The organism is Agromyces sp. NPDC058484, assembly GCF_042720415.1.
Classification (GTDB): domain Bacteria; phylum Actinomycetota; class Actinomycetes; order Actinomycetales; family Microbacteriaceae; genus Agromyces.
In genome coordinates this window covers 188,497-212,401 of the sequence record NZ_JBHXMP010000001.1, presented here as the reverse complement: position 1 = coordinate 212,401, position 23,905 = coordinate 188,497, and the positions used below count along the sequence as shown (strand labels likewise).

Annotated in this window: 13 protein-coding genes and 1 tRNA gene; 11 read left to right on the top strand and 3 right to left on the bottom strand. The window is 68.1% G+C overall.

Features of this window, described 5'->3' with window-relative positions; translation table 11 throughout:
* Nucleotides 1–198: 198 nt before the first annotated feature.
* The 3 genes from gltB to pyk all read left to right on the top strand — a co-directional run bounded on the left by gltB (nt 199) and on the right by pyk (nt 7,673).
* A complete protein-coding gene (gene gltB / locus ACFWN7_RS00960; RefSeq protein ID WP_376937096.1) occupies nt 199–4,680 on the top strand; it encodes a glutamate synthase large subunit in 4,482 nt (1,493 codons plus the stop codon).
* Between the two features lie 53 nt (nt 4,681–4,733).
* On the top strand, nt 4,734–6,191 hold the full coding sequence (locus tag ACFWN7_RS00955) for a glutamate synthase subunit beta (RefSeq protein ID WP_376936781.1): 1,458 nt from the start codon (nt 4,734–4,736) through the stop codon (nt 6,189–6,191).
* 66 nt (nt 6,192–6,257) lie between these two features.
* Nucleotides 6,258–7,673: a pyruvate kinase gene (pyk, locus tag ACFWN7_RS00950; RefSeq protein ID WP_376936780.1), complete on the top strand. Its 1,416-nt coding sequence runs from the start codon at nt 6,258–6,260 to the stop codon at nt 7,671–7,673.
* A gap of 58 nt (nt 7,674–7,731) precedes the next feature.
* Here pyk and ACFWN7_RS00945 read toward each other — a convergent pair.
* Nucleotides 7,732–7,814: transfer RNA gene (locus ACFWN7_RS00945), tRNA-Leu, on the bottom strand.
* Between the two features lie 36 nt (nt 7,815–7,850).
* Between ACFWN7_RS00945 and ACFWN7_RS00940 the strand changes: the two genes are divergently transcribed.
* The 5 genes from ACFWN7_RS00940 to rpsA all read left to right on the top strand — a co-directional run bounded on the left by ACFWN7_RS00940 (nt 7,851) and on the right by rpsA (nt 16,785).
* Nucleotides 7,851–8,456, top strand: coding sequence for an ANTAR domain-containing response regulator (locus tag ACFWN7_RS00940; protein WP_376936779.1), 606 nt, complete (start codon nt 7,851–7,853; stop codon nt 8,454–8,456).
* Between the two features lie 134 nt (nt 8,457–8,590).
* The gene (gene polA / locus ACFWN7_RS00935) at nt 8,591–11,308 is read left to right on the top strand and encodes a DNA polymerase I (protein WP_376936778.1); all 2,718 of its coding nucleotides are present in this window, start codon (nt 8,591–8,593) and stop codon (nt 11,306–11,308) included.
* 90 nt (nt 11,309–11,398) lie between these two features.
* Nucleotides 11,399–13,084, top strand: coding sequence for a DUF885 domain-containing protein (locus tag ACFWN7_RS00930; protein WP_376936777.1), 1,686 nt, complete (start codon nt 11,399–11,401; stop codon nt 13,082–13,084).
* A 140-nt stretch (nt 13,085–13,224) separates the two neighbouring features.
* Nucleotides 13,225–15,159: a PKD domain-containing protein gene (locus ACFWN7_RS00925; protein ID WP_376936776.1), complete on the top strand. Its 1,935-nt coding sequence runs from the start codon at nt 13,225–13,227 to the stop codon at nt 15,157–15,159.
* 177 nt (nt 15,160–15,336) lie between these two features.
* The gene (gene rpsA, locus ACFWN7_RS00920) at nt 15,337–16,785 is read left to right on the top strand and encodes a 30S ribosomal protein S1 (protein WP_376936775.1); all 1,449 of its coding nucleotides are present in this window, start codon (nt 15,337–15,339) and stop codon (nt 16,783–16,785) included.
* A 66-nt stretch (nt 16,786–16,851) separates the two neighbouring features.
* Here rpsA and ACFWN7_RS00915 read toward each other — a convergent pair whose 3' ends face one another.
* Nucleotides 16,852–17,460, bottom strand: a complete 609-nt coding sequence (locus tag ACFWN7_RS00915) for a DUF4126 domain-containing protein (protein ID WP_376936774.1) — start codon at nt 17,458–17,460, stop codon at nt 16,852–16,854.
* A gap of 51 nt (nt 17,461–17,511) precedes the next feature.
* Here ACFWN7_RS00915 and coaE point away from each other — a divergent pair, with 51 nt between their 5' ends.
* The gene (gene coaE / locus ACFWN7_RS00910) at nt 17,512–18,123 is read left to right on the top strand and encodes a dephospho-CoA kinase (protein ID WP_376936773.1); all 612 of its coding nucleotides are present in this window, start codon (nt 17,512–17,514) and stop codon (nt 18,121–18,123) included.
* A 29-nt stretch (nt 18,124–18,152) separates the two neighbouring features.
* The gene (gene uvrB / locus ACFWN7_RS00905) at nt 18,153–20,219 is read left to right on the top strand and encodes an excinuclease ABC subunit UvrB (RefSeq protein WP_376936771.1); all 2,067 of its coding nucleotides are present in this window, start codon (nt 18,153–18,155) and stop codon (nt 20,217–20,219) included.
* A 124-nt stretch (nt 20,220–20,343) separates the two neighbouring features.
* Here the strand turns inward: uvrB and ACFWN7_RS00900 are convergent, their stop codons facing one another.
* Nucleotides 20,344–20,856, bottom strand: a complete 513-nt coding sequence (locus ACFWN7_RS00900) for a hypothetical protein (protein WP_376936769.1) — start codon at nt 20,854–20,856, stop codon at nt 20,344–20,346.
* 156 nt (nt 20,857–21,012) lie between these two features.
* On the opposite strand from ACFWN7_RS00900, the gene uvrA reads away from it, so the two are divergent.
* Nucleotides 21,013–23,904, top strand: coding sequence for an excinuclease ABC subunit UvrA (gene uvrA, locus ACFWN7_RS00895; protein ID WP_376936768.1), 2,892 nt, complete (start codon nt 21,013–21,015; stop codon nt 23,902–23,904).
* Nucleotide 23,905: the final 1 nt, after the last annotated feature.

The following is a 23,905-nucleotide window of genomic DNA, read 5'->3' as shown; positions in this document are numbered from 1 at the left end:
TCCGAGCCGACGCCGCACCGCGCGTCGTGACATCCCTTCACATCCCTTCGATGGGCCGACGACGTCCCCCGCTGCCAACTAGTTGATGAGGACGGTCTTCACGTGTCGCTCACTCCACCGTTTTCGAGGTTCGGACTCGTTCCCGACGCGCAGGGACTGTACGACCCCGCCGCCGAGAAGGACGCGTGCGGCCTCGCAATGGTCGCGACCCTGCGGGGTACGGCCGGGCACGACATCATCACCGCCGCGCTCGACGCCCTGCGCCACCTCGAGCACCGAGGTGCCGTCGGCTCCGACGCCGGCACCGGCGACGGCGCGGGCATCATCACCCAGGTGCCCGACGAGTTCCTCCGCGCGGTCGCGGACTTCGCACTGCCCGCCGCCGGCTCCTACGCGGTGGGCAACGCCTTCCTGCCGACCGACCCCACTGCTCGCTCGAGCGTCAAGCGCGGCCTGCGCGAGCTCGCGGCATCCGAAGGACTCGAGGTCCTGGGCTGGCGTGAGGTTCCCGTTCGCCCCGACGAGCTCGGCACCCTCGCGCGTGCCGCGATGCCGGTGGTGCAGCAGCTCTTCGTGCGGTCGGCCGCGACGACCTCCGACGGCGGGCGACTCGACGGCATCACGCTCGACCGCCTCACATTCCGGCTCCGCAAGCGGGCCGAGCGCGAGCTCGACCTCTACTTCGCATCGCTGTCGTGCCGCACCATGGTCTACAAGGGCATGGTCACCACGCTGCAGCTCGAGCCGTTCTACCCGGACCTGTCCGACGAGCGGTTCACGTCGAAGCTCGCGCTCGTGCACTCGCGGTACTCGACGAACACGTTCCCATCGTGGCCGCTCGCGCAGCCGTTCCGAATGATCGCGCACAACGGCGAGATCAACACGATCCAGGGCAACCGCAACTGGATGCGTGCCAGGCAATCCCAGCTCGAGTCCGAACTGCTCGGCGACCTCGACCCGATCCTCCCGATCGTCACGCCCGGAGCGAGCGACTCGGCCTCGTTCGACGAGGTCGTCGAGCTCCTCACGCTCTCGGGCCGCAGCCTGCCGCACGCCGTCATGATGATGGTGCCCGAAGCGTGGGAGAACCAGACCGAGATCGACCCGGCCCGCCGCGCCTTCTACGAGTACCACTCGATGCTCATGGAGCCGTGGGACGGCCCCGCCGCGATCGTCTTCACGGATGGCACGCTCGTCGGCGCCACGCTCGACCGCAACGGCCTCCGCCCCGGGCGCTACCTCGTCACCGACGACGGACTCGTCGTGCTCGCGAGCGAGATCGGGGTCCTCGACATCGAGCAGAGCCGCATCGTCCGCAAGGGCCGGCTGCAGCCCGGCCGCATGTTCCTCGTCGACACCGAGGCGGGCCGCCTCATCGAGGACGACGAGGTCAAGGCCGACCTCGCGGCATCCGAGCCGTGGGGCGACTGGCTGGATGGCGGCCGCATCCGCCTCGCGGATCTCCCGGAACGCGAGCACATCGTGCACCCGCCCGCCTCGGTCACTCGGCGCCAGCGCACCTTCGGGTACACCGAGGAGGAGGTGAAGGTCCTCCTCACGCCCATGGCGACGACGGGCCAGGAGCCGCTCGGCGCCATGGGCTCCGACACGCCCATCGCCGTGCTGTCGCAGCGGCCGCGACTGCTCTTCGACTACTTCACGCAGCAGTTCGCCCAAGTCACGAACCCGCCGCTCGATTCGATCCGGGAGGCGGTCGTCACCTCGCTCGGCACGTCGATCGGACCGGAGCGCAACCTGCTCTCCGCGGGTCCCGAGCACGCGCGTCAGGTGGCGCTCACGTTCCCCGTGATCGACAACGACGAGCTCGCCAAGATCGTGCACATCGACCCGTCTCCCGGTCGCCGCACGACAGTCACGATCAGGGGGCTCTACCGGTTCGACGAAGGCCCTGACGCGCTGCGCGACCGTCTCGCCGCGATGTACGGCGAGGTCGACGAGGCGATCGAGGCCGGCGCCTCGTTCATCGTCCTGAGCGATCGCGACTCGAACAAGGACCTCGCTCCGATCCCGTCGCTCCTCATGCTGTCGGCGGTGCACCACCACCTCATCCGGTCCGAGAACCGGATGAAGGTCGGCCTCGTGGTCGAGGCCGGCGACGTGCGGGAAGTGCATCACGTCGCGCTCCTCATCGGCTACGGGGCATCCGCCGTCAACCCCTACCTCGCGATGGAGACCTGCGAAGACCTGGTGCGCTCGGGCGTGATCACCGGTGTCACGCCCGAGGAGGCCGTGCACAACGTCATCAAGGCCCTCGGCAAGGGCGTGCTGAAGATCATGTCGAAGATGGGCATCTCGACGATCTCGTCGTACGGCGGAGCCCAGGCCTTCGAGGCGATCGGCCTCGATGAGGGCTTCGTCGACGAGTACTTCTCCGGCACGACCTCGAAGCTCCGCGGCGTCGGACTCGACGTCATCGCGGCCGAGAACCTGCACCGGCACACGGCCGCCTATCCCGAGGATGTCGCGGTCCGGGCGCACGAGCGCCTCGCGACCGGAGGGGAGTACCAGTGGAGGCGCGACGGCTCGCCTCACCTCTTCAACCCCGAGACGGTGTTCCGCCTGCAGCACTCGACGCGCAACCGGCGGTACGACATCTTCCGCGAGTACACCTCCCTCGTCGATTCCCAGGCGGGGGAGCTCCTGACGCTCCGCGGGATGTTCGCCCTGCGAACGGGCACGCGTCCGCCGGTGCCGATCGACGAGGTCGAATCGATCGAATCGATCGTGAAGCGGTTCTCGACGGGCGCGATGAGTTACGGGTCGATCTCCAAGGAGGCGCACGAGTCGCTCGCCGTCGCGATGAACCGGCTCGGCGCGAAGTCGAACACGGGCGAGGGTGGCGAAGACCTCGACCGCCTGCTCGACCCCGAGCGGCGGAGCGCCATCAAGCAGGTCGCGTCCGGCCGCTTCGGCGTGACGAGCATGTATCTCACACATGCCGACGACATCCAGATCAAGCTCGCCCAGGGCGCCAAGCCCGGCGAGGGCGGCCAGCTCCCGCCGACCAAGGTCTACCCGTGGGTCGCGCGAACGCGTCATGCCACCGCGGGCGTCGGACTCATCTCACCGCCTCCGCACCACGACATCTACTCGATCGAAGACCTCAAACAGCTGATCTTCGATCTCAAGCGTGCGAATCCCAAGGCGCGGGTGCACGTGAAGCTCGTGAGTCAGTCGGGCATCGGCGCGGTCGCCGCCGGAACGGCCAAGGCGCTGGCCGATGTCATCCTCGTGTCGGGCCACGACGGCGGAACCGGGGCGAGCCCGCTGAACTCCCTGAAGCACGCAGGCACGCCGTGGGAGCTCGGCCTCGCGGAGACGCAGCAGACGCTCATGCTGAACGGCATGCGCGATCGGGTCGTCGTGCAGGTCGACGGCCAGCTGAAGACCGGCCGCGACGTGGTGATCGGTGCGCTGCTCGGGGCCGAGGAGTTCGGCTTCGCAACCGCACCACTCGTCGTGCAGGGCTGCGTCATGATGCGCGTCTGCCACCTCGACACGTGCCCCGTCGGCGTCGCCACGCAGAACCCCGAGCTGCGCAGGCGCTTCACGGGCAGGCCCGAGTTCGTGGTGAACTTCTTCGAGTTCATTGCGCAGGAGGTGCGCGAGTACCTCGCCGAACTCGGATACCGCTCGCTCGACGAGATCATCGGTCGCCGCGACCTCCTCGACGTCGACCGTGCGCTGACGCATTGGAAGGCCTCCGGCCTCGACCTGACTCCCGTGCTCGTCGGGCCCGACTTCTCGGGGTCCGAGCCCCGGCGCAACCTGCGTCCGCAGGACCACGAACTCGAGCAGCACTTCGACAACGAGCTCATCCGGCGCAGCCGCATCGTGCTCGAGGAGGGCGGCACGATCGAGATCGAGCTGCCCATCAAGAACACCGAGCGCGCCGTCGGGACGATGCTCGGTCACGAGGTCACCGTGCGCCACGGTGAGCACGGGCTGCCCAGCGGATCGATCGACGTGACACTCACCGGCTCCGCCGGGCAGTCGCTCGGTGCGTTCCTGCCGAGCGGCATCACACTCCGCCTCGAGGGCGACTCGAACGACTACGTCGGCAAGGGTCTCTCCGGAGGCCAGCTCGTGCTGCGCCCCTCTCGCGACAGCGGGTTCGTCGCCGAACGCAACGTCATCGCGGGCAACGTCATCGGCTACGGCGCGACGCGCGGCAGCATGTTCATCCGCGGCATCGTGGGCGAGCGGTTCCTGGTCCGCAACTCGGGCGCCACGGCCGTCGTGGAGGGCGTCGGCGACCACGCGCTCGAGTACATGACGGGGGGCCTCGCGCTGATCCTCGGCGAGACCGGGCGAAACCTGGGCGCCGGGATGTCGGGCGGCACCGCGTACGTGCTCGGCCTGCGCGAGGGTCGGGTGAACCGCGAATCACTGAGCGCGGGCGAACTCGAGTTGCTCCCGCTCGGCAGCGCCGACCGCGAGATCGTGCGCGACCTGCTCGAGGAGCACCTCGCGACGACCGACTCCGCGGTCGCGGCTGCCCTCCTCGCCGAGGGCGACGCCGCATTCGATCGCTTCACCAAGGTGCTGCCCCGCGACTACGCCGCGGTGCTCCGCACCCGCCAGAGCGCGGTCGACGAGGGGCTCGATCCCGACGGCGACGTGGTCTGGACCCGAATTCTGGAGGTGACGGGTGGCTGACGTCGTCGAGGTATGGACACGAGCTGTGCACACGGACTGCATGGAGGTGACGGGTGGCTGACCCGAAGGGATTTCTGAAGGTCACCGAGCGCGAGCTGCCCAAGCGGCGCCCCGTGCCGGTGCGCATCATGGACTGGAAAGAGGTCTACGAGCAGGGCGACCCGGCGCAGCTGCGTCGTCAGGCCGGTCGCTGCATGGACTGCGGCATCCCGTTCTGCCATCAGGGCTGCCCGCTCGGCAACCTGATCCCCGAGTGGAACGACCTCACCTGGCGCGGTGAGGGTCGCGCGGCGATCGAGCGGTTGCATGCGACGAACAACTTCCCCGAGTTCACCGGGCGTCTCTGCCCGGCGCCCTGCGAATCGGCCTGCGTGCTCGGCATCAACCAGCCCGCGGTCACGATCAAGCAGGTCGAGGTCTCGATCATCGACGAGGCGTGGGGCAGCGGATGGGTGCAGCCGCAGCCGCCCGGGCGCCTCACGGGCAAGACCGTCGCCGTCGTCGGCTCAGGACCCGCGGGCCTCGCTGCCGCACAGCAGCTCACGCGCGCCGGCCACACGGTCGCCGTGTTCGAGCGCGACGACCGCATCGGCGGGCTCCTCCGCTACGGCATCCCGGACTTCAAGATGGAGAAGAAGCACCTCGACCAGCGCCTCGCGCAGATGACGGCCGAGGGCACCCGGTTCCGCGCCGGCGTGAACATCGGCGTCGACATCACCTGGGCGCAACTGCGAGAGCGGTACGACGCGGTCGTCGTGGCCACCGGCGCCCTGGTGCCGCGCGACCTGCCGATTCCCGGCCGTGACCTGCCGGGCGTGCATTTCGCGATGGAGTACCTGACGCAGTCGAACCGCCACCTCGCCGGCGATCAGGTGTTCGACCAGATCAGCGCGGAGGGCAAGCACGTCGTGGTCCTCGGCGGCGGCGACACCGGTGCGGACTGCATCGGCACGGCGCACCGTCAAGGCGCCCTCTCGGTCACCAACCTCGCGATCGGCAAGGAACCCGGTGCCACCCGACCGGCCGAGCAGCCGTGGCCGATGCATCCGACGATCTTCGAGGTGCAGAGCGCGCACGAGGAGGGCGGCAACCGCCACTATCTGGCGTCGACCGTCGAGTTCCTCGCGAACGACATCGGGGAGGTGCGGGCCATCCGCGTCGCCGAGACCGAATACCTCGACGGGCGCCGCGTGCCGAAGGCCGGCACCGAGCGCGAGATCCCGGCCGACCTCGTACTCCTCGCACTCGGGTTCACGGGGCCCGAGACCCGCGACCTGGATGAGCAGTTGCAGGTGTCCGTCACCGAACGCGGGAATATCGCACGCGACTCCGACTACGCCACGGCTCAGCCGGGCGTCTTCGTCGCCGGCGACGCCGGACGCGGGCAGTCGCTGATCGTGTGGGCCATCGCCGAGGGTCGCGCTGCGGCATCCGCCGTCGACCGGTACCTTGAAGGCGACACCGAGCTGCCGAGCCCGATTCCGGCGAACGCCCGCGCGTTCGCCATCTGACCCCCCGGTGCGCCGAAATCGCACTACCCACCCAGCGCCTCTGCGCAGAACACGGGAGCACACCACATGAGACGTGCGAAGATCGTCGCCACCCTCGGGCCGGCGACATCGAGCTACGAGCAGATCCGCGCGATCGTCGATGCGGGCGTCGACGTCGCGAGAATGAACCTCAGCCATGGCACGTACGACGTGCACGAGGGCGTCTACCAGAACGTGCGGAAGGCTGCGAACGACTCGGGTCGCGCCGTCGCCGTGCTCGTCGACCTGCAGGGACCGAAGATCCGCCTCGGCAAGTTCGAGGGCGGGCCACACGAACTGGCCGAGGGCGACGTCTTCAAGATCACGACCGAGGAGATCGTGGGGAGCAAGGAGATCGTCGGCACGACGTTCAAGGGGCTCCCCGACGATGTGAAGCCGGGCGACCAGCTGCTCATCGACGACGGCAAGGTCCGCGTCGAGGTCATCGAGTCGGATGGCACCGTCGTGACCACGAAGGTCGTCGTCGCCGGTCCCGTCTCGAACAACAAGGGCATCAACCTGCCCGGCGTCGCCGTGAACGTGCCGGCGCTCTCCGACAAGGACGAGGCCGACCTCCGCTGGGGCCTCGAACTGGGTGCCGACCTCATCGCCCTCTCCTTCGTGCGGAACGCCGCCGACATCGAGCGCGTGCACGAGATCATGGACGAGGTCGGACGCCGCGTGCCCGTGATCGCGAAGATCGAGAAGCCGCAGGCCGTCGACGCCCTCGACGAGATCGCCGAGGCGTTCGACGGGATCATGGTCGCGCGCGGCGATCTCGGCGTCGAACTGCCGCTCGAGGCCGTGCCGATCGTGCAGAAGCGCGCGGTCGAGATCGCGCGCCGGCTCGCCAAGCCCGTCATCGTCGCGACGCAGATGCTCGAGTCGATGATCCACAGCCCGGTGCCCACCCGCGCGGAGACGTCGGATGTCGCGAACGCCGTGCTCGACGGCGCCGACGCGGTGATGCTCTCGGGCGAGACCAGCGTCGGAGAGTACCCGGTGATCACCGTCGAGACGATGGCGCGCATCGTGGAGTCGACCGAGCAGCACGGTCTCGACCGCATCCTGCCGCTCGGCACGAAGCCGCGCACCCAGGCCGGCGCGATCACCCTCGCCGCCGTCGAGGTCGCCGACTTCGTCGAGGCGAAGTACCTCTGCGTGTTCACCGAGACGGGCGAGTCGGTGCGGCGGATGACCCGCATCCGCTCCGTGATCCCGATCCTCGCGTTCACCCCGGACCCGGCGATCCGTCGCCGCATGGCGCTCAACTGGGGCGTCGAGTCCTTCGTCGTCGACCGCGTGACGCACACCGACCAGATGGTCGGCCAGGTCGACGACGTGCTCGCGAAGACCGGCAAGGCCGTGAACGGCGAGAAGGTCGTGATCATCTCGGGATCGCCTCCCGGGATCCCCGGCACCACGAACGACGTGCGCGTGCACGTCGTCGGCGAGGTGCTGTAGCCGTCGCGAAGGCCCGGTCGTTCCGCGAGGAGCGACCGGGCCTTCGTCGACTCGTCGGTGCCGGTGGTGGGGGTCGAACCCACACGCCCTTTCGGGCAAAGCATTTTGAGTGCTCCGCGTCTGCCATTCCGCCACACCGGCCAGGGGCCTCGGCCAGAATACCGTAGGCTTTCCTGCGTGACTGACAGCGAACAGACCCAGCCGGCGCCGCGCCGCGTCGTCGTAGCCGAGGATGAGTCGCTCATCCGCCTCGACATCGTCGAGATCCTGCGCGACAACGGCTTCGAGGTCGTCGGAGAGGCCGGTGACGGCGAGACCGCCGTCGCGCTCGCGACCGAACTCCGCCCCGACCTCGTGATCATGGACGTGAAGATGCCCCAGCTCGACGGCATCTCGGCCGCCGAGCGGCTCTCGAAGGGGCACGTCGCGCCCGTCGTGCTCCTCACGGCCTTCAGCCAGAAGGAGCTCGTCGAGCGCGCGAGCGAAGCGGGGGCGCTCGCCTACGTCGTGAAGCCGTTCACCCCCAACGACCTGCTGCCGGCGATCGAGATCGCCCTCGCCCGGTATGCGCAGATCATCACGCTCGAGGCCGAGGTCGGCGATCTCGTCGAGCGCTTCGAGACCCGCAAGCTCGTCGACCGGGCGAAGGGCCTCCTCAACGAGAAGATGGGCCTCAGCGAGCCCGAGGCGTTCCGCTGGATCCAGAAGGCGTCGATGGACCGCCGGCTCACGATGAAAGACGTGTCGCAGGCGATCATCGAGCAGCTCGCACCGAAGAAATAGCCCCCGGGGTTCATTCCGGTTCACGGATGCCGCGACGACCCGTTCGTCGCGGCATCCGTCGTCTCCGGGGCATCCGTCACCGCGGCCGATGCGGCCGGGAAACCGGTGTCGGCGGCCGCTTGTAGGCTATGGGGGTGCCGGACGCAGACAAGCCCACCCTCCTCGTGATCGACGGCCATTCGCTGGCCTTCCGAGCCTTCTACGCACTGCCCGTCGACAGCTTCTCCACCCGCGACGGGCAGCACACGAACGCCATCCACGGGTTCCTGTCGATGCTGCTGCTGCTCCTCGCGAACGAGAAACCCACGCACCTCGCGGTCGCGTTCGACATGTCGCGCCGGTCGTTCCGCACTCGCGAATACGCGGAGTACAAGGGCAACCGCAGCGAGACGCCGCCGGAGTTCAGGGGTCAGGTGCCCCTGCTCCAGGATGCGCTCCGCGCAATGGGTGTTCGCACCCTCGAGAAGGAGGATTTCGAGGCCGACGACATCCTCGCAACGCTCGCCACGCGAGGAACAGCCGAGGGGTACCGCGTGCTGCTCGTCTCGGGCGACCGCGACACCATCCAGCTCGTCAGCGACGACGTCACGTTGCTGTACCCCAACACGCAGGGCGTCTCGCAGCTGAAGCGCTATGACACCGCCGCCGTGATGGAACGCTACGGCATCCGGCCGGAGCAGTATCCCGATGTCGCGGCGCTCGTGGGCGAGACCAGCGACAACCTGCCGGGCATCCCGAAGGTCGGCGAGAAGACCGCCGTCAAGTGGCTCGGTCTGTACGGCGACCTCGACGGCATCCTCGCGCACGCCGAGGAGATCAAGGGGGTCGTGGGGCAGAACCTGCGCGACGGGCGTGAGAACGCCGTCCGCAATCGCCGGCTCAACCAGCTCGTTCGAGACGTCGAGCTCGACGTGGAGCTCGACGAGTTCATCGCCAAGCCCATCGACCTCGAATCCGTGCGCCCGATCTTCGAACGGCTCGAGTTCCGCACGCTCATGGAGCGCGTGACGAAGCTCGTCACCGGCGAGGCGAACGGCAACGGCAACGGCAACGGCGGCGGCGGCGCGGTGAGCACGGCGGCGCCGGCTCCCACAGCGGATGCCGCGGTGGCGGTCGCACCCGTGGCGCCCACGCCCAGCCGTCTCCAGGGCTCGGAGCTTGCCGCCTGGCTCGAGCGCGCGGTCGCCGCCGAGCCGGCCGGACTCGGCCTCAGCCTCGAGGTCGTCGACGGGCTCGTCATCGGCGCGGGCATCGCGACGGTCGACGAGACGGTGCGCGTGCAGTGGCGGCCGGGCAGCCCCGACGCTGCGCCGTTCGGGGAGTGGCTTGCAAGCGATTCGCCCAAGATCATGACCGATGCGAAGGCCCAGCTGAAGGCGCTCAGCCGGTCGGGCATCTCGTTCGACGGCCTCGTGGTCGACACGCTGATCGCGGGGTGGCTGTTGCGCCCGTCCCTCGCCGAGAAGACCCTCGCCGACCTCGTGACCCTCCACCTCGGCGAGACGGTGCCGCAAGCCGACCCCGCCCAACTGCTGCCAGAGGAGGGCACCGATGCCGGCGCACCCGAGTACGCGTGGTACTCGCTCCGCGTGGCGCCGATCGTGCTGCGGGCGCTCTCCGAGACGTCCCGCCGTCTCCTCGCCGAGATCGAGATGCCGCTGGTGCCCGTGCTCGCCGCCATGGAGGCGCGCGGCGTCACGGTCGAGCACGCCGAGCTCGTCGCGCTCTCTGCCGAACTCGGAGACCGCGCGGAGACCCTGGCTGCCGCCGCCTTCGCGGAGATCGGCCGCGAGGTCAACCTCGGCTCGCCGAAGCAGCTGCAGGAGGTGCTCTTCGACCAGCTGGGCATGCCCAAGACGCGGGCCACCAAGACCGGCTACACGACCGATGCGAGCGCGCTCGCCGACCTGCAGGAGTCGAATCCGCATCCGTTCCTCGGGTACCTGCTCGAGCACCGCGACGTCACCAAGCTGCGTCAGATCGTCGAGTCCCTCGACAAGGCGATCGCCTCCGACGGCCGCATCCACACCACGTACTGGCAGATCGGCGCGGCCACCGGCCGGATGTCGTCGAACGAGCCGAACCTCCAGAACATCCCGATCCGCACTGAAGACGGCCGTCGCATCCGCAAGGCAGTCCGGCATGGAGCCGAGTACACCGAGCTCCTCACCGCCGACTACTCGCAGATCGAGATGCGCATCATGGCGCACCTCTCGGGCGACCCGGGGCTCATCGAGGCGTTCAATGCCGGTGAAGACCTCCACCGGTTCGTCGGTGCCCGCGTCTTCGCGGTCGATCCGGTCGATGTGACGCCGCTCATGCGCACGAAGGTGAAGGCGATGTCGTACGGCCTCGCCTACGGGCTCAGCGCATTCGGCCTGTCGAAGCAACTCCGCATCGAGCGGGCCGAGGCCACGCAGCTGATGAAGGAGTACTTCGAGCGGTTCGGTGCCGTGCGCGACTACCTCCGCGGCGTCGTCGAGCAGGCGAGGATCGACGGATACACCGAGACCATCTACGGCCGTCGGCGTCCCTTCCCCGATCTCGCGAGCCCCAACCGGGTGCACCGCGAGAACGCGGAGCGCGCGGCACTGAACTCGCCGATCCAGGGATCCGCGGCAGACATCATCAAGGTGGCCATGTCGCGCGTCGAGTCCGACCTCGCAGCCGAGGGGCTTCAGAGCCGCATGCTCCTGCAGGTGCACGACGAACTCGTCTTCGAGGTGGCGCCGGGTGAGTCCGAGGTGCTCGAGGAGGTCGTCCGCGACCGGATGTCGCACGCCGCCGAGCTGCTCGTGCCGCTCGACGTGCAGATCGGCCGCGGTGCGAACTGGGACGACGCGGCGCACTGAGCCCATCGCACGCGCGTCGGGACATTCGTCGCCCCGGGTGCTGACGGCAGACCGCTGCGAGCGTCGGAGGGGTGCCATAGGCTCGCCCGTATGTCATCGCGTGAACGCACTCCGTCCGACGTCGACCGCATCGCAGAGGAGTGGGTCGACACCCTCGTCGAACTGAACCCCACCGTCGGAACGTACATCGGCCGCACCGAGGCAGATTCCCGGTTCGGCGACTACTCGCCCGAGGGGTCGGAGCGCTCGGCCGAAGCCATGCGGCGCACGATCGCGCAGCTCGACGCCGCGACTCCGGTCGACGACATCGACGCGGTCACCGTCGCCGACCTCCGCAGCGAGCTCGCGCTCTCGCTCGAGGCCCACGACGCCCGACTTCCGCTGCGAGACCTGAACGTCATCGCGAGCCCTGCGCAGGAGATCCGCGAGGTCTTCGACCTCATGGCCACCGAGAGCGTCGACGATTGGTCGACGATCTCGTCGCGCCTCTCCGCCCTGCCCGGCGCGCTCGACGGCTACATCGAGACGCTCCGGCTCGGCATCGAGCGCGGCACCGTTCCGGCTCGGCGGCAGGTGCATGAGGTGGCCGCGCAGGCGCGCAAACTCGAGCGGAACGACGGCTTCTTCGCCGAGTTCGTTGCAAGTGCACCTGCCGAGCTGCCCGCGACCCTCCGCGCCGACCTCACGGGCCGAGCCGGGCAGGCGGGCGAGGCGTACGGTCGCCTCGCGGCATTCCTCGAGCGCGAGCTCCTCCCTGAGGCAGGCGAGGTCGACGCCGTCGGCCGTGAGATCTACGCGCTCCAGTCGCGCCGCTTCCTCGGCGCAACGATCGACCTCGACGAGACGTACGAGTGGGGCATCGAGGAGCTCGGGCGCATGGTCGCCGAGCAGGAGTCGATCGCGAATGAGATCCTGAGAGGGACCCCTTCGACAGGCTCAGGGAACGCCGTCGCCGAGGCGATCGCGTTCCTCGACGACGACGCCTCACGCAAGCTGCACGGCACCGACGCGCTGCAGCGCTGGATGCAGGAGACGAGCGATCGAGCGGTCGCCGAACTCGGTGCCACGCAGTTCGACATCCCCGCCGAGATCCGCACGCTCGAGTGCCTCATCGCGCCCACGCAGGAGGGCGGCATCTACTACACCGGCCCGAGCGACGACTTCAGTCGTCCGGGCCGCATGTGGTGGTCGGTGCCCGAGGGTGTCACCGAGTTCGACACGTGGCGCGAGCTCACCACGGTGTACCACGAGGGCGTGCCGGGCCACCATCTGCAGATCGGCCACGCCGTCGTCAACCGTGACAGCCTCAACACCTGGCGCCGCCAGCTCGCCGGCACGTCGGGTCACGCCGAGGGGTGGGCGCTGTATGCCGAGCGGCTCATGGAGGGGCTCGGATACCTCGACGATCCGGCCGATCGGCTCGGCATGCTCGACGGACAGCGCATGCGGGCGGCCCGCGTCGTGCTCGATATCGGCGTGCACCTCGACAAGCAGCGACCCGACGGAAACGGACGATGGACGGGGGAGTACGCGTTCGAGTTCCTCTCCCAGAACGTCAACATGAACGAGCCGTTCGTGCGGTTCGAGGTGAACCGCTACCTCGGATGGCCCGGGCAGGCGCCCTCGTACAAGGTTGGGCAGCGCATCTGGGAGCAGCTGCGCGACGACGTGCGGCAGCGCGACGGCGCGGCATTCGACATCCGCGACTTCCACCGCCGCGCGCTCGAGCTCGGCGGCGTCGGGCTCGACACCCTGCGCAGCGCGCTGGTCGGCTGAGCCGGAGGGCCGGAGGAACGCTGGTGGGATGGCGGGCGAGCCGCTATCCTGCACGAAAGACGCCGCTGACGCCCTTCCCGTAGGGGGATCGCGCCGCCTCGCCTTGGCACGAGATCAACCCGACGTGCAAGGAGCCGGCCATGAGTGCACTCAAGTCGTTGACGGTCGCCGTCGCTGCGGCATCCCTCGTGGTGGCGGCGTTCACCGGAACGGCGGTGCTGCCGCGTACGGCTGCAGTCGCGGGTACGGTCCAGTTCACCGCATCGGGCGACATCGCAGCGCGCAGCCAATCGCACGCGGTGCTGAGCCAGATCGACAGCCTGGATCCCGACCTGCACCTCGCGCTCGGCGACCTCTCGTACGGGGCGACTGGCGCAGAGCAGGCCTGGTGCGACACCGTGACGTCCCGCGTCGGTGCGGGGTTCGCATTCGAGTTGATCGCAGGCAACCACGAGAGCAACGGGCTGAACGGCAACATCAACGACTTCTCGGCCTGCCTGCCGAACCAGTTGCCCGGTCTGGTCGGCACGTACGGCCGGCAGTACTACGTGGACGTCCCGCAGTCGTCCCCGCTCGTTCGCTTCATCGCGATCTCGCCGAACCTCACGTTCCCCGACGGCAACTGGGGCTATGGGGCCGGCAGCGCGCGCTTCCAGTGGACGGCGGCGGCGATCGACGGCGCACGAGCGGCCGGCATCCCGTGGGTCGTGGTGGCCATGCACAAGCCATGCATCTCGATCGGACAGTACGGCTGCGACGTCGGGACCGACATCACCAACCTCATGCTGCAGAAACGCGTCGATCTCGTGCTCAACGGCCATGAGCACCTGTACCAGCGAAGCAAGCAACTGGCCACCGGCGCGGCCTGCAGCGCCCTGGTGCCCGGCTCCTACAATGCCTCGTGCGTCACCGACGCCGATGACGACCTCGTCAAGGGGGTCGGCACCGTCTTCGCCACGGTCGGCACCGGCGGCGTCGATCTTCGCGACGTGATGACGAGTGATCCCGAGGCAGGCTACTTCGCCGCGTCATCCGGTCTCAATGCGAACCCGACGTGGGGGAACCTCGACGTCTCGGCGACCGCGGGCCAATTGTCGGCTCGTTTCGTGCCGGCGACCGGGGGCACGTTCGCCGATGCCTTCACTATCGCCGAGGGCGCGCCGGGCAACACCCCGCCTGTGGCGGCGTTCACCCCGACCTGCACCGGGCTCGGCTGCACGGTCGACGGCACTGCATCGACCGACGCCGACGGCGTCGTGACGGGACATGCCTGGGACTTCGGCGACGGCGGCACGGCGACCGGCGCGACCGCCTCGCACACGTACGCGGCCGCAGGCACCTACCCGATCACCCTCACGGTGACCGACGACGACGGCGCGACGGCCACAACGACGACGGCGGTCACCGTGACGGATCCGGGCGGGCCGGTGGTCCTGGCATCCGACGCCTTCGAACGCGGTGTCGTGAACGGGCTCGGCACGGCGGACACGGGTGGCCACTGGACGACGACCGGTAGCGCCACCGCGTACTCGGTCACCGGCGGCAACGCCCGGCTGCGCATGGCGACCCCTGGCGGAACGCTGAACGCCTACCTCGACGATGTGTCGCAGCAGTCCGGCGACCTTCGATTCAGCTTCTTGACCGACAAGGCCGCCACCGGCAGCGGCATCTTCCTCTCGGCGATCGGCCGGCGGGTGGCGGTCGCAGGCGCGTACCAGGCGAAGATCGTGCTCCGCTCGAGTGGAGCCGTCGGCATCTCGCTCGTTCGAGTCAACGCGAGCGGCGGCGGAGAGGTGACCCTCGCTCCGGCGATCAATGTCCCAGGTCTCACGTACGCTGCCGGTGATCGGCTGAACCTGCGGCTGCAAGCGATCGGCACGTCGCCGACGACGCTGAACCTGAAGGTCTGGAAGGCAGGCGCGGCCGAACCGTCCGCGTGGCAGCGGACGGCCACGGATTCGACTGCGGGGCTGCAGGCGCCTGGAAGCATCGGCATGCGCGCGTACCTCTCCAGCTCGAGCACCAACGCCCCGGTGGTCGCCTCGATCGACGACCTCCTTCTCACCGTGCCATGATGACCCGAGCGTTGCACGTAGCCGGCCCTCGCATCGTGCGGTTGCCGGTCGGCGACGACGTCCGTTAGGATTGAGCGTCACTCGTGTGACGTCCCTGTCCGCATGCCCATCGCGGAACCTACACAACGCTCTACCGCGCGATGGGCTCTACTTTGTCCTTTACGGAGCATTCACTACATGACAACCGCAACGACCAAGGCGCCCAAGCAGGTCGCGATCAACGACATCGGATCTGCTGACGATTTCCTCGCCGCGGTCGAGAAGACTTTGAAGTTCTTCAACGACGGCGACCTCATCGAGGGCACCGTCGTGAAGATCGACCGCGACGAGGTCCTCCTCGACGTCGGCTACAAGACCGAGGGCGTCATCCCCTCGCGTGAGCTTTCCATCAAGCACGACGTCGACCCCAGCGAGGTCGTCGGCGTCGGCGACACCGTCGAGGCGCTCGTCCTCCAGAAGGAGGACAAGGAAGGCCGCCTCATCCTGTCGAAGAAGCGCGCCCAGTACGAGCGCGCCTGGGGCGACGTGGAGAAGATCAAGGAAGCCGACGGCGTCGTGACCGGTTCGGTCATCGAGGTCGTCAAGGGCGGCCTGATCGTCGACATCGGCCTCCGTGGCTTCCTCCCGGCGTCGCTCATCGAGCTCCGCCGCGTGCGCGACCTCACGCCGTACCTCGGCCAGGAGATCGAGGCGAAGATCCTCGAGCTCGACAAGAACCGCAACAACGTGGTGCTCAGCCGGCGCGCCCTTCTCGAGCAGACACAGTCCGAGTCGCGTTCGACGTTCCTCGCGAACCTCCACCCGGGCCAGATCCGCAAGGGCGTCATCTCGTCGATCGTCAACTTCGGCGCGTTCGTCGACCTGGGCGGCGTCGACGGTCTCGTCCACGTCTCCGAGCTCTCGTGGAAGCACATCGAGCACGCCAGCGAGGTCGTCGAGGTCGGCCAGGAGGTCACCGTCGAGGTGCTCTCCGTCGAGCTCGACCGCGAGCGCGTCTCGCTCTCGCTCAAGGCGACGCAGGAAGACCCCTGGCAGGTCTTCGCACGCACCCACGCCATCGGCCAGGTCGCACCGGGCAAGGTCACGAAGCTCGTTCCGTTCGGCGCGTTCGTCCGCGTCGCCGACGGCATCGAGGGCCTCGTGCACATCTCGGAGCTGTCGGGCAAGCATGTCGAGCTCGCGGAGCAGGTCGTGTCGGTCGGCGAAGAGGTCTTCGTCAAGGTCATCGACATCGACCTCGAGCGTCGCCGCATCTCGCTCTCGCTGAAGCAGGCGAACGAGGGCGTCGACCCCGAGGGCACCGAGTTCGACCCGGCGCTCTACGGCATGCTCACCGAGTACGACGAGCAGGGCAACTACAAGTACCCCGAGGGCTTCGACCCCGAGACCAACGAGTGGCGCGAGGGCTTCGAGGCCCAGCGCGAGAAGTGGGAGCAGGACTACGCTGCCGCCCAGGCTCGCTGGGAGGCGCACAAGAAGCAGGTCGCACAGGCGAACGCCGCCGCTGCCGCCGACGACTCGTTCACCTCGGGTGCTTCGTCGTTCTCGAGCGAATCGGCCGGCGCGGGCACCCTCGCCGACGACGCCTCGCTCGCGGCCCTGCGTGAGAAGCTCACGATCAACTAACGATTCGCGTTACGCTAACGGCACGGCCGCCCCCGGGGGGCCGGCCTTCTCGCATTCCCGGCGGCATCAGTTCGAGATCGGCGGATGCTCCGACCGCGCCTTCCGCGCCCGCAACCGCCGCACCGACATGACGACGGTGACCGCGACGAGCACGAGCCCGAGAAGCACGAGCAGAGGCGCGAGCAGGGCCGCGAACGCGAATGCGACGCTCCCGGCGTCTTCGGCGGCGCTCGCGACGGGTGCTCCCACACCCGCCGTCATCGCATTCACCACCGGTCGTGCGGCCGCCTTCGCCAAGTGCACGCCGAGCGCGAGGACGACACCCACGGCGACGGGCACCCACTGCTGAGTGGTGAAGAACGTCTCGGGATCGGTCACCGCGACCGTCGTGGCATCCACACCGGAACCGAAGGCGATCCCGCCGGCCGTCGGTCGCACGAGCGTCTGGATCACGTCGTTGACCGAGTCGATCCCCGGGATCTTGTCGGCGACGAATTCGAGCACGAGCAGCCCGACGAGGACGAGGAGCACCCACTCGTTCGAAAGCCAGGCCCACCCGGACGGGAGCTCCACGAGCCCCGTGAAGCGATCGAGCCCGCCGAGGATCACGAGCGGGATCCACGCGTTGAGGCCGGCCGCGAGTGCGAGCCCGGTTCCCGTCAGCAACTCGAGCATCTTCACCTCGCCGTCCGTCGCGTCGAGTCTCGCACGGATAGAGTTGTGTGCGTGTATCTGATCGGTCTCACGGGCGGCATCGCCTCAGGCAAGTCCACCGTCGCCAGACGACTCGTCGAGCACGGAGCGGTGCACATCGACGCCGACGACCTGGCACGTCGCGTCGTCGAGCCGGGCACGCCGGCGCTCGCAGCGATCGTCGAGGAGTTCGGGCCCGGGGTGCTCCGCCACGACGGCACGCTCGATCGCCCGAAGCTCGGCGAGCTCGTGTTCGGTGACGATGAGGCACGGGCGAAGCTCAACGCGATCGTGCATCCTGCCGTCCGTGCGCTGTCAGCCAAGCTCATAGAGAAGGCCGGGCGCGAAGACCCCGATGCAGTGGTGGTGTACGACGTGCCGCTGCTCGTCGAGGCATCCGTCGACCATCCGTTCGACCTCGTCGTGGTGACGAACGCACCGAAGCGCACGCAGGTGAGGCGACTCGTCGAGGAGCGCGGCCTCGACCCCATCCAGGCCGAGGCACGGGTCGATGCCCAGGCCGGCAACCCGCAGCGGCTCGCGATCGCCGATGTCGTCATCGACACCGACGGCTCGATGGCGCACACCATGAGCCAGTCCGATGCGCTGTGGCACCGCGTCGTGCAGGAGCGCGCCCGGAAGTAGTGTCGGCGGGCGATCCTAGACTGGAGCGCATGCAGGCCAGCCGATCCGTCCGCCCCTTCGAGGTCGTGAGCGAGTACCAGCCGAGCGGCGACCAGCCGACCGCGATCACCGAGCTCGCCGGTCGCGTCAACGCCGGAGAGACCGACGTGGTGCTGCTCGGTGCGACCGGAACGGGCAAGTCGGCGACCACCGCATGGCTCATCGAGCAGGTGCAGCGCCCGACCCTCGTGCTCGCGCACAACAAGACCCTCGCGGCCCAGCTCGCGACCGAGTTCCGCGAGCTGATGCCGAACAACGCGGTCGAGTACTTCGTCTCCTACTACGACTACTACCAGCCCGAGGCCTACGTGCCGCAGACCGACACCTTCATCGAGAAGGACTCGTCGATCAACGCGGAGGTCGAGCGCCTGCGGCACTCGACGACCAACTCGCTCCTCAGCCGGCGCGATGTGGTGGTCGTCTCGACCGTGTCGTGCATCTACGGCCTCGGCACACCCGAGGAGTATCTCGGGGCGATGATGCCGCTCCAGGTGGGCCAGCGGGTCGACCGCGACTGGCTCATCCGCAAGTTCGTATCCATGCAGTACCAGCGCAACGACGTCGCCTTCTCGCGCGGCACGTTCCGCGTGCGCGGCGACACCATCGAGATCATCCCCGTCTATGAAGAACTGGCCATCCGCATCGAGATGTTCGGTGATGAGATCGAGGCGCTCTACAGCCTGCATCCGCTCACCGGACAGGTCGTTGCGAAGCTCGACGCCGTGCCCATCTTCCCGGGATCGCACTACGTCGCGAGCACCGACGTGATGCAGCGCGCGATCGGCACCATCCGCGTCGAGTTGGAGGAGCGGCTCGCGGAGCTCGAGCGCGAGGGCAAGCTGCTCGAGGCGCAGCGTCTGCGCATGCGCACGACGTTCGACCTCGAGATGATGGAGCAGATCGGGTTCTGCTCCGGGATCGAGAACTACTCGCGTCACATCGACGGCAGGTCGGCGGGGGAGCCCCCGCACTGCCTGCTCGACTACTTCGCCGACGACTTCCTCGTGGTCATCGACGAGTCGCACGTCACGGTGCCGCAGATCGGCGCCATGTACGAGGGCGACTCGTCGCGCAAGCGCACGCTCGTCGAACACGGCTTCCGGCTGCCGAGCGCGCTCGACAACCGCCCGCTCAAGTTCGATGAGTTCAAAGACCGAGTGGGCCAGACCGTCTACCTCTCCGCGACCCCGGGCCGCTACGAGATGGACATCGCCGACGGTGTGGTGGAGCAGATCATCCGCCCCACGGGCCTCGTCGACCCGCAGATCGTGGTGAAGCCGTCGAAGGGACAGATCGACGACCTGCTCGAGGAGATCCGCATCCGCGCAGAGCGTGACGAGCGCGTGCTCGTCACGACCCTCACCAAGCGGATGGCCGAGGAACTGACCGACTTCCTGACCGAAGCGGGCGTTCGGGTACGGTACCTGCACTCCGACGTCGACACGCTGCGCCGCGTCGAACTCCTGACCGAGCTGCGTGCAGGCGTCTACGACGTGCTCGTCGGCATCAACCTGCTGCGCGAAGGTCTCGATCTCCCCGAGGTGTCGCTGGTCGCCATCCTCGACGCCGACAAGGAGGGATTCCTTCGCTCCTCGACCTCGCTCATCCAGACGATCGGCCGTGCAGCGCGCAATGTCTCGGGCGAGGTGCACATGTACGCCGACGCGCTGACCGACTCGATGAAGGCCGCGATCGAAGAGACGACGCGCCGCCGCGACAAGCAGCTCGAATACAACCGCGCGAACGGCATCGACCCCCAGCCGCTCCGCAAGCGCATCGCCGACATCACCGACGTGCTCGCGCGCGAGGAGGCCGACACCGCGGCTCTTCTCGCAGGCAGGGACGCCCGCAAGAAGGCGCCCGTGCCGAACCTCCGTCGCGAGGGCATCGCAGCAGCGGGAGCGAACGACCTCGAGGAGCTCATCCGCGACCTCAACGAGCAGATGCTCGAGGCAGCGGGGGAGCTGAAGTTTGAGCTCGCCGCCCGGCTCCGCGACGAGGTCTCAGACCTCAAGCGGGAGCTCAGGCAGATGGAGAAGGCCGGTCACCTCGGCTGACTGGCAGATCCACTCCTGAGGCATGGCCTGTTCTCACCTGGGCGCCCGTCCGGGCGGCGATCGAACGTATCTTCTACGTATCTGCTTAGGTGAAGCTGGCACCTGTCGTGTTGGGCGGGTCACTTCATGGCTGGCTGCACTCGCTCGCGGACGTCATGATGATGCTCGCTTCACCGGCCGCGTTGTGGACGGTGGTGATGTCGAGAATGATCATGGTCTTCCCGACGATTCGGATGCGAAGGTTCTCGCGAGAGTCGAGCGTCCTCACCCGCACCACCCAGCTGTCCGCTTCGGGGAACTCTTTCGAAAGGGAGGCAGCCCACGCGACGCGATCCATCGTCGGCTCAACGTTGATCACGCGTCGGACGGTTGCCCGATCTCCACGGTCCTCAAGGGGACAAGGTTCCTGGACGATCTCTTCGCTCGTACCGAGTACTGCGTTGGCAGGGATGGTCTCCTCGACCCGGTCGTAGTACCCCGTCACCACCGCTGTGGCTTCCTCCACCGTGGCCGGCGCCGGGTTCGGAACCAAGGCCGTCGCAATCCACGCGAGAACCAGGATGGTTCCGACTCCGATGAGCGAGAGCAGCGTCGCCCGACTAAGCCTAAGACGAGATCGGGGACGCCGTTGCTTCATCAGGCTGAGTCTATGGCGGGCCGCGACCGCGGCGGAATGCGCGGATCCTGCCCGATGCGCAGCGCGCTTCACTCAAGCAGATACCTAGAACGTATGTTCGCTCAGAGCGCGCGCCGGCCGGGGCTCCGTGTCAGTGGCGCTCTCTAGACTCATAGGGTGCCAGTCTCACGTCTCGATGCCCACTCGCGCCTGAGTGTCCGCGGTGCCCGCGTGCACAATCTGCAGAACATCGACGTCGAGATCCCGCGCGATGCGATGGTCGTGTTCACGGGCCTGTCGGGCTCGGGCAAGTCGTCGCTCGCGTTCGACACGATCTTCGCCGAGGGGCAGCGCCGATACGTGGAATCCCTTTCCGCATATGCGCGCCAGTTCCTCGGCCAGGTCGACCGACCCGATGTCGACTTCATCGAGGGTCTCAGCCCTGCCGTCTCGATCGACCAGAAGTCGACCAACCGCAACCCTCGTTCGACCGTCGGCACGATCACCGAGATCTACGACTACATGCGCCTCCTGTGGGCCCGCATCGGCGTGCCGCATTGCCCGATCTGCGGGGAGCGCATCCAGCGGCAGACCGTTCAGCAGATCGCCGACCAGCTCATGGAGCTCCCCGAAGGCACCCGCTATCAGGTGCTCAGCCCCGTCGTCTCGAAGAAGAAGGGCGAATTCGTCGACCTGTTCCGCGATCTCGCCGCACAGGGATACTCGCGCGCCGTCGTCGACGGCGAGGTCATCCGCCTCGATGAACCGCCGGCGCTGAAGAAGCAGGTCAAGCACGACATCTCGGTGGTCGTCGACCGCCTCGTGGCCGGCCCCGAGATGCTCAATCGGCTCACCGACTCGCTCGAGACGGCACTCCGCCTGACCGACGGCCTCGTGCAGGTGAACTTCGTCGACCAATCCGGGCCTCAGTCGTGGGCGACCTTCTCAGAGAAGCTCTCCTGCCCGAACCAGCATCCGATCCAGCTCACCGAGATCGAGCCGCGCACGTTCTCGTTCAACGCGCCGTTCGGCGCCTGTCCCGAGTGCTCCGGGCTCGGCACGCGGATGTCGGTCGACGAGGCGCTGCTCCTGGGCGATCCGGCGATGAGCATCTCCGAGGGCGTCATCATCCCTTGGACGTCGCAGGGCAAGAGCCTCTACAACTACTACGAGAAGCTCCTCGACGGACTCGCGCGCGACCTCGGGTTCTCGCTCGACACCCCGTGGGAGCATCTCGCCGACGACGCGCGCCAGGCGGTGCTCCGCGGCGACAACTTCGAGGTCAAGGTCCGCTGGCGCAACCGCTATGGGCGCGAGATGAGCTACACGTCGGGGTTCGAGGGCGTGGTCCCCTACATCGAGCGGCAATACGTGCAGGCCGAGACCGATGTGCAGCGCGCGCGCTGGTCGGAGTACCTCCGAGAGGTGCCCTGCCCGGTCTGCGACGGAAAGCGACTGAAGCCCGAGGTGCTCTCGGTGCTCATCCACGGCGCGAGCATCGCAGATGTCGGACTCCTCAGTCTCACCGACGCGCGATCCTTCATGGACCGATTGCAGCTCACCGACCGCGAGCAGGCGATCGCGGCGCAGGTCCTGCGCGAGATCAAGGTGCGCCTCGATTTCCTCATCCGCGTCGGTCTCAACTACCTCGACCTCGCTCGTGCGGCCGGCACGCTCTCGGGTGGTGAGGCGCAGCGCATCAGGCTCGCGACCCAGATCGGCTCGGGGCTCACCGGCGTGCTCTACGTTCTCGACGAGCCCAGCATCGGCCTGCACCAGCGTGACAACCGCCGACTCATCGACACACTTCTCGCCCTCCGCGACCTCGGCAACACGCTCATCGTCGTCGAGCACGACGAAGACACCATCCGAACCGCCGACTGGATCGTCGACATCGGGCCGGGCGCCGGCGTGAACGGCGGCACCGTGGTGCACTCGGGCAGCTACGCCGAACTCGTGAAGAACACGCGCTCGCTGACGGGCGACTACCTTTCGGGTCGCAAGGAGATCCCGCTCCCGACGCACCGGCGCACCATCGACCCCGAACGCGTGATCTCGGTCTCCGGCGCCGAGGCCAACAACCTGCGCGGCATCGATGTCGACTTCCCCCTCGGCACGTTCACGGCCGTCACCGGTGTCAGCGGGTCGGGCAAGTCGTCGCTCGTGAACGACATCCTGTACCGGGTGCTCGCGAACCGCCTGAACGGCGCACGCAAGGTTGCGGGCAGGCACCGCAGGGTCACCGGCCTTGAGCACCTCGACAAGGTGGTGCACGTCGATCAGGCGCCGATCGGGCGCACGCCGCGGTCGAATCCCGCCACATACACGGGCGTGTTCGACCGGATCCGCACCCTGTTCTCCGAGACCACCGAGGCGAAGGCGCGCGGCTACCTCCCGGGCCGGTTCAGCTTCAACGTCAAGGGAGGCAGGTGCGAGGCGTGCTCCGGCGACGGCACCATCAAGATCGAGATGAACTTCCTGCCCGACGTCTACGTCGCCTGCGAGGTGTGCTCCGGGAAGCGGTACAACCGCGAGACCCTCCAGGTGCACTACAAGGGCAAGGACATCTCGGAGGTGCTCGAGATGCCGATCAGCGAGGCGGCGGAGTTCTTCGAGCCGATCTCCGCGATCCATCGATACCTGAAGACGCTCGTCGACGTCGGGCTCGGCTACGTCCAGCTCGGCCAGAGCGCGACGACGCTGTCCGGCGGTGAGGCCCAGCGTGTCAAGCTGGCCACCGAGCTCCAGCGCCGGTCGAACGGCCGAAGCGTGTACGTGCTCGACGAACCGACCACCGGCCTCCACTTCGAAGACGTACGCAAGCTCCTGAAGGTACTTGGCAAGCTCGTCGAGAAGGGCAACACCGTGATCGTCATCGAGCACAGCCTCGACGTCATCAAGTCGGCCGACTGGATCATCGACCTCGGCCCCGAGGGGGGCTCAGGCGGTGGTCGAGTCGTCGCGACCGGCACGCCCGAGCAGGTCGCACGCGTGCCCGGGAGTCACACCGGATTCTTCCTCCGTGAGATCTTCGATGCGGCATCCGTTCGCGCCGACGTAGCCAGCTGAG